This window comes from Aurantimonas marianensis, from assembly GCF_024195285.1.
Lineage (GTDB): Bacteria > Pseudomonadota > Alphaproteobacteria > Rhizobiales > Rhizobiaceae > Aurantimonas > Aurantimonas marianensis.
The window spans coordinates 52,375-61,051 of sequence record NZ_JALHBS010000049.1; the positions used below are offsets into that span (position 1 = coordinate 52,375).

General features: G+C 65.1%; 9 protein-coding genes and 1 pseudogene. 5 read left to right on the plus strand and 5 right to left on the minus strand.

Annotation, left to right across the window (positions count from 1 at the left end; translation table 11 throughout):
- Nucleotides 1–35: 35 nt before the first annotated feature.
- A complete protein-coding gene (locus tag MJ956_RS09550) occupies nucleotides 36–1,391 on the minus strand; it encodes a selenium-binding family protein (RefSeq protein WP_253964243.1) in 1,356 nt (451 codons plus the stop codon).
- 217 nt (nucleotides 1,392–1,608) lie between these two features.
- On the opposite strand from MJ956_RS09550, the gene MJ956_RS09555 reads away from it, so the two are divergent.
- Nucleotides 1,609–2,298: a DapH/DapD/GlmU-related protein gene (locus MJ956_RS09555; protein ID WP_253964244.1), complete on the plus strand. Its 690-nt coding sequence runs from the start codon at nucleotides 1,609–1,611 to the stop codon at nucleotides 2,296–2,298.
- Here MJ956_RS09555 and MJ956_RS09560 read toward each other — a convergent pair.
- Nucleotides 2,268–3,470, minus strand: a complete 1,203-nt coding sequence (locus MJ956_RS09560) for an MFS transporter (RefSeq protein WP_253964245.1) — start codon at nucleotides 3,468–3,470, stop codon at nucleotides 2,268–2,270. The two genes, MJ956_RS09555 and MJ956_RS09560, sit on opposite strands and share 31 nt — an antisense overlap.
- Nucleotides 3,471–3,643: 173 nt before the next feature.
- Between MJ956_RS09560 and MJ956_RS09565 the strand changes: the two genes are divergently transcribed.
- Entirely contained in the window at nucleotides 3,644–4,480 is an 837-nt protein-coding gene (locus tag MJ956_RS09565) for an AAA family ATPase (protein ID WP_253964246.1), read from the plus strand.
- A 117-nt stretch (nucleotides 4,481–4,597) separates the two neighbouring features.
- Entirely contained in the window at nucleotides 4,598–5,428 is an 831-nt protein-coding gene (locus MJ956_RS09570) for a PhzF family phenazine biosynthesis protein (RefSeq protein ID WP_253964247.1), read from the plus strand.
- Between the two features lie 15 nt (nucleotides 5,429–5,443).
- On the opposite strand, the gene petA is transcribed toward MJ956_RS09570, so the two are convergent.
- Entirely contained in the window at nucleotides 5,444–6,025 is a 582-nt protein-coding gene (gene petA, locus MJ956_RS09575; RefSeq protein ID WP_256477808.1) for a ubiquinol-cytochrome c reductase iron-sulfur subunit, read from the minus strand.
- Nucleotides 6,026–6,444: 419 nt separating this feature from the next.
- On the opposite strand from petA, the gene MJ956_RS09580 reads away from it, so the two are divergent.
- Nucleotides 6,445–7,026, plus strand: a complete 582-nt coding sequence (locus MJ956_RS09580) for a c-type cytochrome (RefSeq protein WP_253964248.1) — start codon at nucleotides 6,445–6,447, stop codon at nucleotides 7,024–7,026.
- Between the two features lie 87 nt (nucleotides 7,027–7,113).
- On the opposite strand, the gene MJ956_RS09585 is transcribed toward MJ956_RS09580, so the two are convergent.
- Together MJ956_RS09585 and MJ956_RS09590 are read right to left on the minus strand one after the other, a co-directional pair.
- The gene (locus MJ956_RS09585) at nucleotides 7,114–7,449 is read right to left on the minus strand and encodes a helix-turn-helix domain-containing protein (RefSeq protein WP_253964249.1); all 336 of its coding nucleotides are present in this window, start codon (nucleotides 7,447–7,449) and stop codon (nucleotides 7,114–7,116) included.
- A 24-nt stretch (nucleotides 7,450–7,473) separates the two neighbouring features.
- Nucleotides 7,474–7,803, minus strand: coding sequence for a hypothetical protein (locus MJ956_RS09590; RefSeq protein WP_253964250.1), 330 nt, complete (start codon nucleotides 7,801–7,803; stop codon nucleotides 7,474–7,476).
- Nucleotides 7,804–7,917: 114 nt separating this feature from the next.
- On the opposite strand from MJ956_RS09590, the pseudogene MJ956_RS09595 reads away from it, so the two are divergent.
- Nucleotides 7,918–8,677, plus strand: a pseudogene (locus tag MJ956_RS09595) (VWA domain-containing protein); the annotation flags it as partial.

An 8,677-nucleotide genomic window follows, 5' to 3' on the forward strand; every position in this document is an offset into this window, starting at 1 on the left:
GAGGGACCGGCCGCCGATGCGACCGCGCATCCGCGTCACATCCAGATGTCGCTGGTGACGTCGCCTCCCGGATAGCGCATTTCATGGCAGCGCGCCGGTCCGTTCGGCTCGTTGCCGAAATCCACCAGGAAGTCGGGATTGATCGTCATGCCGCCACGCTCGGTGTCGCAGTCGATCATGAACATCTGCGCCCCCTTGTCCTTCATGCCCGGATAGAACTGATTGTCCCAGGTCGAAAACAGCGATGTGGTGACGTAGAGCCGCTTGCCGTCCAGCGACAGCTGGATCATCTGCGGGGCGCCCTGCACCGTCACGCCATTGACCTCGGGCGCCTTGCCGAGCAGGCCGCCGAGCCAGACCTGACCGGTCAGCTTCGGGTTCGAGCGGTCGGTGATGTCGTATTGCCTGAGATCGCCGTGCAGCCAGTTGGCGAAATAGATGTAGCGGTCGTCCATCGAAATCAGGATATCGGTAATCAGGCTGGGCATCGGCACCGGGAAACCCGCGACATCGATCGTGGGAATGTCGATCACCTTCTCCAACTGGGGTTCGCCGGCATCGTCCTTCCACCAATGGAAGACGTTTGAGGACAAGGTGGCGGCGAAATAGCCGTGGTTCGATTCCGGGTCGTGCAGGCCGCGCACCTCCAGTGGAATCATGCCCTCGGCGCCGAGATCCACCGATTTGGCGACCTTCCTTGCCTTGAAGTCCCAGAAATGCACCGATTGTCCGTATTTGCCGGCCGCGACGTCGTCGAGATCGAAGCCCGGCATGAAGGTGTTCGGCGCGGCCCATTCCGAGCTGACCATCATGTTGTGGCGCGGCTGGTACCAGAAGTCGTAATTGTACTTCATGCCGTTGAGCTCGTTCTCCCAGCGGCCGACGATGTTGAAATTCTCGTCGAGATGCAGAAAGCCGCCGGGTCCGTTGCCGTCGGCATCGCCGAGCATCGAGATGATGATGTCCGAGCCGAGGCAATGCACCGTATGCGGCGCCGACAGATTGGTCTTCGCCTTGATCTCGTCGCCGGAAACCACCGTGTGCAGCTTCGGATTCGTCGGATCGGCCGTGTCGATCACATTGATGTTCGAGGTGCGCACGCCGGGCATCAGCAGATAGCGCCGGGATTTCGACGCATCGTCATGACAGGACGAGCAGGCGTTCCAGCCCGAATGGTGCAGCTCGTCGCCGATCCCCGGCATCTCGGTGCGCGCGACGACGCTGGAATAGGTCGGGCTATCCGGGTCGACATCCACCGTCGCCAGATAATCCGGCTTCTCCACGCCCGTCCCGACATAAAGCGCCACCGTGTAAAGCAGCTTCTCCCGCTCGGCCTGCATGGCCTCCTTCGGCGAGGCATAGCCCGGCCCGCAACAACCATTTTTCGTCATCGGATCCTCCCAAGATCGCCGGTGCGGCAGTTGACCCTTCGTCACCGACAATCAGCATGGCAGCCGGGACGGGCGTCGCAAATCAAACATCCGCATCTTCCCTTACGTTTGCCGTCGCCCGGCCTATTTCCGGCTGCCCTGTACCGGCGCGGTATCGCGGGTTATGGGCCGATGATGACGACAACGAAAGCGAACAGCCCCTTGGGAAAACCATGCGATGGATAGCGACAGCCACGGCCGCGACGACGATTTGCGCCTGCGTTCGTCCGAACCGCGCATTCACCCCTCGGCGGAGCTGAAGGAAACCCGCCTCGGCCGCTTCGTCGAGATCGGCCCGCGTGTGCTGCTGCGCGACGTCACGGTCGGCGACTTTTCCTATTGCGAGCGCGGCGGCGAAGCCATCCACGCCGACATCGGCAAGTTCTGCTCCATCGCCGCGAATGTCCGGATCAACGCGCTGGAGCACCCGATGGAGCGCCCGACGACCCACAAGATCAGCTACCGGCCGAACGAATATTTCCGCTTTCTGCCAATCGATTCCGGCTGGCGCGAACATCGCAGGGCCAAGCGTGTCGCGATCGGCCATGACGTGTGGATCGGCCACGGCGCGGTGGTGATGCCCGGAGTGCGCATCGGCGACGGCGCGGCGATCGGCGCCAATGCGGTGGTCACCAAGGATGTCGCCGCCTGTCAGATCGTCACCGGCGTACCGGCGCGGCCATTGCGCGATCGCTTTCCGCCGGAGATCGCAGAGCGGCTACGGCGCCTCGCCTGGTGGGACTGGCCGCCCGACACCCTGTTTGCGGCGATCCCCGACATGCAGGCGCTTCCGATCGAAGCGTTTCTCGACAAATGGGAGGCCGAAGGAATGCCGCCTCAGCCGGATTCGTCGGACAACAGGAAATAGATCAGCGCCGCCGCGGGCATGGCGATGCCGATAACGCAGATGCCCACCCAGCCGAAGGCTTCCAGCACCGGGCTGGACAGCGCCGAGCCGATCGCCCCGCCGAGAAAGAACGTCGTCATGTAAACGGCGTTGAGCCGGTTCCGGATGGTCGCGTCGAGCTGGTAGATCTCGCGCTGGCCAAAGACGAGATTGGCCTGCACGCCGAGATCGATCAGGATGCCCGCGGCGACCAGCGCGGCCATCGAGACGCCGCCGAACAGGGCGGCGACGAAGGCGGCGATCACCGTTGCGATCGCCGCGATGGTGCCGATGCGGGTGTAGCCACGGTCCGCGAGACGGCCGGCGACCGGCGCGGCGAAAACGCCGAGGACCCCGGCCAGCGTGAACAGGGCGACGCCACTCGGGGTGAAATTGTAGGGTTCGCGTAGAAGGATCACCGGCGCGGCGGTCCAGAACAGCGAAAACGCCCCGAACATCGCGGCATGGTAGATCCCGCGCCGGCGCAGCACCGGCTGGCGGACGAACAGCTTGCCGAGCGAGCCGATCAGCACGGCGTAGCTCCGCTCGCCATGGGGCTCGCGGCGCGGCAACAGGATCAGGCCAGCCAGGCCAAGCGCCGCGATGAGCCCCGCGGACAGGCCGAACACCCCACGCCAGCCGACATAGTCGGCAAGGAAGCTGGAGACCGGCCGGGCGAGCAATATCCCGCCGAGAAGCCCGCTCATGACGTTGCCGACGACCTTGCCGCGTGCGGCGGCGGGCGCGAGATTGGCGGCCAGCGGCACCAGCATCTGCGCCGCCGTCGAGGTGATGCCGACAACCAGCATCATGGCGAACAGCGTCGTCAGCCACGGCGCCAGGGCGAGGCCGGCGAGGCTGACGACATTCGCCGCCATGGTGACGAGGATCAGCTTGCGATTCTCGACACGATCGCCGAGCGGCACCAGGAGGACGAGGCCGATGGCGTAGCCGATCTGAGCGACGGTGACGATCATGCTCTCGGTCGAGGCCGACAGGCCGGTGTCGTCGCCAATCAGCGCGACCAGCGGCTGGGCGTAATAGAGATTGGCCGCGAGCGCGCCGCAGGCGAGCGCGAACAACACCGTCAGGACGGTGCCGAGTGCGCCCTCGCCGGTGGCGCCCGTTTGCGCGGCAAAGCTGTTTGAATTCATGCGGCTGTTTCCCTGGGCCGGAAGGGACCCGGCGCGTCGCCGCCGCAACATAGGGTCGAAGCAGGGAACGATAAGCCCCACTGACGAGCCGGCCCCGTCAAAGCGCGCTCGCCGCTTGCCAGCGCCTCGCCGGACCTTATGGTTGCCGGCAACCGCAAAACAGGATGACACGCATGCGCTTTACCGGAACCGACGCCTATGTGGCGGGCAAGGATCTGATGGTCGCGGTCAACGCCGCGATCACCCTCGAACGTCCATTGCTGGTCAAGGGCGAGCCGGGCACCGGCAAGACGGAACTCGCCTTCCAGATCGCCGAGGCGCTGGGGCTCAGGCTGATCCAGTGGACGGTCAAGTCCACCACGCGCGCGGCGCAAGGGCTCTACGAATACGACGCCGTCTCGCGGCTGCGCGACAGCCAGCTCGGCGACGAGAAGGTCAACGACATTCGCAACTATATCCGCCGCGGCAAGTTGTGGGAGGCCTTCGCCTCCGACGAGCGCGTCGTCCTGTTGATCGACGAGATCGACAAGGCCGACATCGAGTTTCCCAACGATCTCCTGCAGGAGCTCGATAAGATGGAGTTCGACGTCTACGAGACCGACGAAACGGTGAGGGCCAGGCACCGGCCGATCGTCGTCGTCACCTCGAACAACGAAAAGGAGCTGCCGGACGCGTTCCTGCGCCGCTGCTTCTTCCACTACATCCAGTTTCCCGATCCCGAGACGCTGGCGAAGATCGTCGTGGTGCATCATCCCGGCATCAAGAAGGAGCTGGTGCGCGCCGCGCTGACCCAGTTCTACGAGCTGCGCGAGCAGCCGGGCGTCAAGAAACGGCCGGCGGCCTCGGAGGCGCTGGACTGGATCCGCCTGCTCGTCGCCGAGGACATCGAGCCCAAGGATTTGCGCGAGAGCCCGACCAGCGCCCTGCCGAAGCTCGCCGGCGCGCTGCTCAAGAACGAGCAGGACGTGCATCTGTTCGAGCGGCTGGCATTTCTGGCAAGGCGGGGGTGAGTGAGGTGTCCCCATGACTGGGAACGATGGCTGATATCACGCGATTGCGTTGGTGCGGATCGCCGTTATGCGCTTGATTAGGCGCTTTCATCGTCCGCCATCCTCGGAAATAACCTGATGCCCACCCTTCCCCTCTACCAGGTCGACGCCTTTACCGACCGGCTGTTTGCCGGCAATCCGGCCGCCGTGGTGCCGCTCGATTCCTGGTTGCCGGACGCTGTGATGCAGGCGATCGCGGGGGAGAACAATCTCGCCGAAACCGCCTTCTTCGTGCCGGCCGGCGAGGCGCGCTGGGAGCTGCGCTGGTTCACCCCGGCGATCGAGGTGCCGCTGTGCGGCCACGCGACGCTCGCCACCGCCTACGTCCTCACCGAATGCCTCGGCGATACGGCCGCGACGCTGACCTTCGTGACACGGGAATCAGGCGAGTTGACCGTCACCCGCGACGCCGACGGATGGTACGTCATGCGCTTCCCGCGCCGGCACGAGGCCGGAACCGTCGACGCGGCCGATATCGACAAGCTGGCCGACGCCCTCCGCGCCCGGCCGCAGGCGGTGGTCTCCTTCGCCGTGCCGAACGACACATCCTGGCTGGCCGTCCTGGACAGCGCCGCCGAGGTCGAGGCGCTGGCGCCTGACATTCGAGCGCTCGGCGGACTGCCGCCGCGCAATATCATCGCCACCGCGGCGGGCGCGCCCGGCAACGCCGTCGATTTCGTCTCGCGCATGTTCGCGCCGAAGGCCGGGATTGATGAAGACCCGGTCACCGGCTCGGCCCATTGCACGCTGGTGCCCTATTGGGCCGAGCGGCTGGGCAAGACCGACTTCACCGCAAGGCAGGTGTCGAAGCGCGGTGGCGATCTGCGCTGCCGTCTGGATGGCGAGACCGTCGTCGTAGCGGGCCAGGGTGTTCTCTACCTCAAGGGCGAGATCGTTCTGCCGGACTGAGCGGGCAGCGTCCGCCTAACCGATCCGGACGGCGCCGTTGTCCAGAAATTCGTAAGGCGGCACATCGAGGTTGCGTGGCGCCGGGCGGCGGCGCACCCGGCCCGCCGTGTCGTAGACGGAGCCGTGGCATGGGCAGAACCACCCGTCCCACTCGCCCCGGGGCGCGGCCGGGTCCTGGCCCAGCGGGATGCAGCCCAGATGGGTGCAGACGCCGACGACGATCAGCCATTCGTCCTGGATGACGCGGGATGCATCGGTGGCCGGGTCGATCAGGCCCGGATCGCCGTCATCGGCCCTGGCCCGTGCGATCTCTTCTTGCGTGCGGCGGGCGATGAACACCGGCCTGCTCCGCCACATCGCGGTGATCCGCTGGCCGACCTCGACGGATGACAGGTCGATGTCCACTGAGGACAGAGCCAAGACGTCCGCCGCCGGGTTCATGCTGTCGATGAAGGGCCACAGCGCCACCGCCGTGCCGACCGCCGCCATCGCCCCGGTCGCGATATAAAGGACATCTCGGCGGGTCGCCGAGCTGCCGTCGGCCGGCGGCCCGGAGGCTTGAATGGACGGGGCCGGGACCACGGAACCCGCGCACATGGCGCCACCTCCTTCCCATTTTGGCGGCTTGGGCGGCGGGCCGTCACAAGCGTGAGCGCCGCTGCCATGAACCCGCTGAATGTCGCGCTCTGCGGCCTCACGGCGCGGTGCGTCCATTCAGCCGCCCAGGGGACGCGCTCGCTCCGGCACCCCGAACGATCTGATGGAACCCGCCGCCGATCGCGATCTCCCCGACAGGGTACTGATCGCCGTGCCTGCTCCTTTTTCTCGCTGCGCGCCTCGAAGCGCATTGATGTGGATCAACGCCCGGTCACTCGTTCAGCGCTACAGCATCGTTGCGGCGAGTGGTCCCGGCTTTCGGGCCGGACCTTGGTGTGTTCCCTTGAGCGACGGCGCCCTGGGCAGTTTCCGAAGGGTGTATGATAGTACCGTTTCGATGATCTGAAAGGAATATGATGATGTCCCACGTCACCCTTGCCGCGGCGGCCGTGGCCGTATCCATGGCACTCGCGCCGGGCGGCGCTTCGGCCGCGCCCGGTCATTCCTCCGAGGCCGGAGACGACGATCACGGCGCGTCCGCTCCGCTCGAGGATTTGCGTGAAATGCACCAAGGCCACGAGCACGGCCACGATTTTGAAGCGATCGAGGAGATGCCGCCCGAACAGGTCGACCGCATGATGGGGTTCATGCGCGATATCGGTATCGCCCTGCCGCCGCTCGACGCCGAACGGGGACGCCAGCTGTTCGTCGACAAGGGTTGCGTCGTCTGCCATTCGGTCAACGGTATCGGGGTCGAAGTCGGCCCTTCGCTCGACGCCGCCGAGATGCCGTCGCCGATGAACGCGTTCGAGTTCGCCGCGCGCATGTGGCGCGGCGCCCCCGCGATGGCGGCGATGCAGGAGGCGGAATTGGGTGCGGTCATCGATCTGAGCGGCCAGGACCTCGCCGATCTGGTGGCCTTTGCCCACGACGCCGAGGAGCAGAAGAAACTGACGCTCGATCAGGTGCCGGAGAAATTCCGCGACAAGCTCGCACAATAGGGCGCTTGCGCGTCTGCGACCCGGCCTCTGCCGGCAAGAAACGCCGCGCGGCGCGTGCGGGTTACGCTCGCCCGCGTCACAAGGCTGTTATTCCGCCGCTTCGACAGGCTGGGAGGCTTCGATCGCTTCCATCACCAGATCCGGCCGTCGCGCCAGCACATTCAGCAGCACCCGCGCGGGGCCGGTCGGATAGCGCCGGCCCTGCTCCCAATTGCGAAGCGTGGCCACCGGCACGCCGATCTTCAGCGCGAAATCAGCCTGCGTCAGCTTCAGCTTGCGCCGCAGCTTGGCGACGTCCGGCACCTCGATCGTGAAGGTATGGACCGTGACGTCGGAATCGTCGCCCTGAAACCATTTCAGGGCCTGTTCGAGGGACTCAGCCAGATGTTCGGCCGCTTCCTCCTCACTCTTTCTTTTCCTCATCACGTTTCTCACATCATAACCCGATCAACCGCTTGATCTTGTTGATCTTGTCGATGGCGTCCCAAGCTCGGTCCAGAATCCGCGCGGGTTTCTCCTTATACGGGCGAAGTTCCAGTTATACGGGCGAAGTTCCAGCAGCACGATTTTGCCGAAATCATCGCTGATCGCATAGGTGACTTCGAACTCTCCAAACCGCCAATCCCAAAGTGACGTCCGGTCGGCTCGCGGTGTTCCCACCGCGGGATCGGATTCGAGTCGAGCGAACATGCGATCCTTGCGATCGTCGGACAGGCCGTAGAACGCACGATCGAGAAGAAAGCGTCGGGTTTCACCGACTTCGATCTTCAGCGTCATTCTCACCCCTCATATACGCCGCTGGCGCAGTGCGATCAACCATGACGATGCTATGTCGACGACGCCGGCCGGACAACGGCTGACTTCACCACCTCTCTGCCCTACCCTCGCCTCATGTTTCTGACCTTCTTCCTCAAGCTCAAGGCCGCCGGCGTCCCGGTCACGCTGCGCGAGCACCTCGCCTTTCTCGACGCGGTGACGGCCGATCTGGTCACCTACGATGTGGAAGGATTCTATTATCTCGCCCGCGCCAGCCTGGTGAAGGACGAGCGCTTCATCGACCGGTTCGACCGGGTCTTTGCCGAAATCTTCAAGGGCGTGGAAGCGGTCTCCGGCGAGGCCGGCGGCGTCGATATGCGCGAATTACCCGAGGAGTGGCTGCGCCGGCTCGCCGAGAAGCACCTCACGGAAGACGAGAAGAAGCTGGTCGAATCCCTCGGCGGCTTCGAGAAGCTTATGGAGACGCTCAAAGAACGCCTCGAAGAGCAGCAAGGACGCCATCAGGGCGGCTCGAAATGGATCGGCACCGGCGGCACCTCGCCCTTCGGCGCCTATGGCTACAACCCGGAAGGCGTCCGTATCGGCCAGAAGGAAAGCCGCCACCGCAAGGCGGTGAAGGTCTGGGACCGGCGCGACTTCCGCGATCTCGACGACGGGGTCGAACTCGGCACGCGCAACATCAAGGTCGCGCTGAAGCGGCTGCGCCGCTGGGTTAGGGACGGGGCCGAGGAGGAATTCGACCTTCCCGCCACCATCCGCTCCACCGCCGAGCACGGCTATCTCGACGTCAAGACCCGGCCGGAGCGGCGCAACGCCGTCAAGGTGCTGCTGTTTCTCGATATCGGCGGCTCCATGGACGATCATATCCGCGAGG

Coding starts and splice junctions, on each gene's coding strand:
- MJ956_RS09550 (WP_253964243.1), bottom strand. CDS start 1,391: ATGACGAAAAATGGTTGTTGCGGGCCGGGCTATGCCTCGCCGAAGGAG.
- MJ956_RS09555 (WP_253964244.1), top strand. CDS start 1,609: ATGGATAGCGACAGCCACGGCCGCGACGACGATTTGCGCCTGCGTTCG.
- MJ956_RS09560 (WP_253964245.1), bottom strand. CDS start 3,470: ATGAATTCAAACAGCTTTGCCGCGCAAACGGGCGCCACCGGCGAGGGC.
- MJ956_RS09565 (WP_253964246.1), top strand. CDS start 3,644: ATGCGCTTTACCGGAACCGACGCCTATGTGGCGGGCAAGGATCTGATG.
- MJ956_RS09570 (WP_253964247.1), top strand. CDS start 4,598: ATGCCCACCCTTCCCCTCTACCAGGTCGACGCCTTTACCGACCGGCTG.
- petA (WP_256477808.1), bottom strand. CDS start 6,025: ATGTGCGCGGGTTCCGTGGTCCCGGCCCCGTCCATTCAAGCCTCCGGG.
- MJ956_RS09580 (WP_253964248.1), top strand. CDS start 6,445: ATGTCCCACGTCACCCTTGCCGCGGCGGCCGTGGCCGTATCCATGGCA.
- MJ956_RS09585 (WP_253964249.1), bottom strand. CDS start 7,449: ATGAGGAAAAGAAAGAGTGAGGAGGAAGCGGCCGAACATCTGGCTGAG.
- MJ956_RS09590 (WP_253964250.1), bottom strand. CDS start 7,803: ATGACGCTGAAGATCGAAGTCGGTGAAACCCGACGCTTTCTTCTCGAT.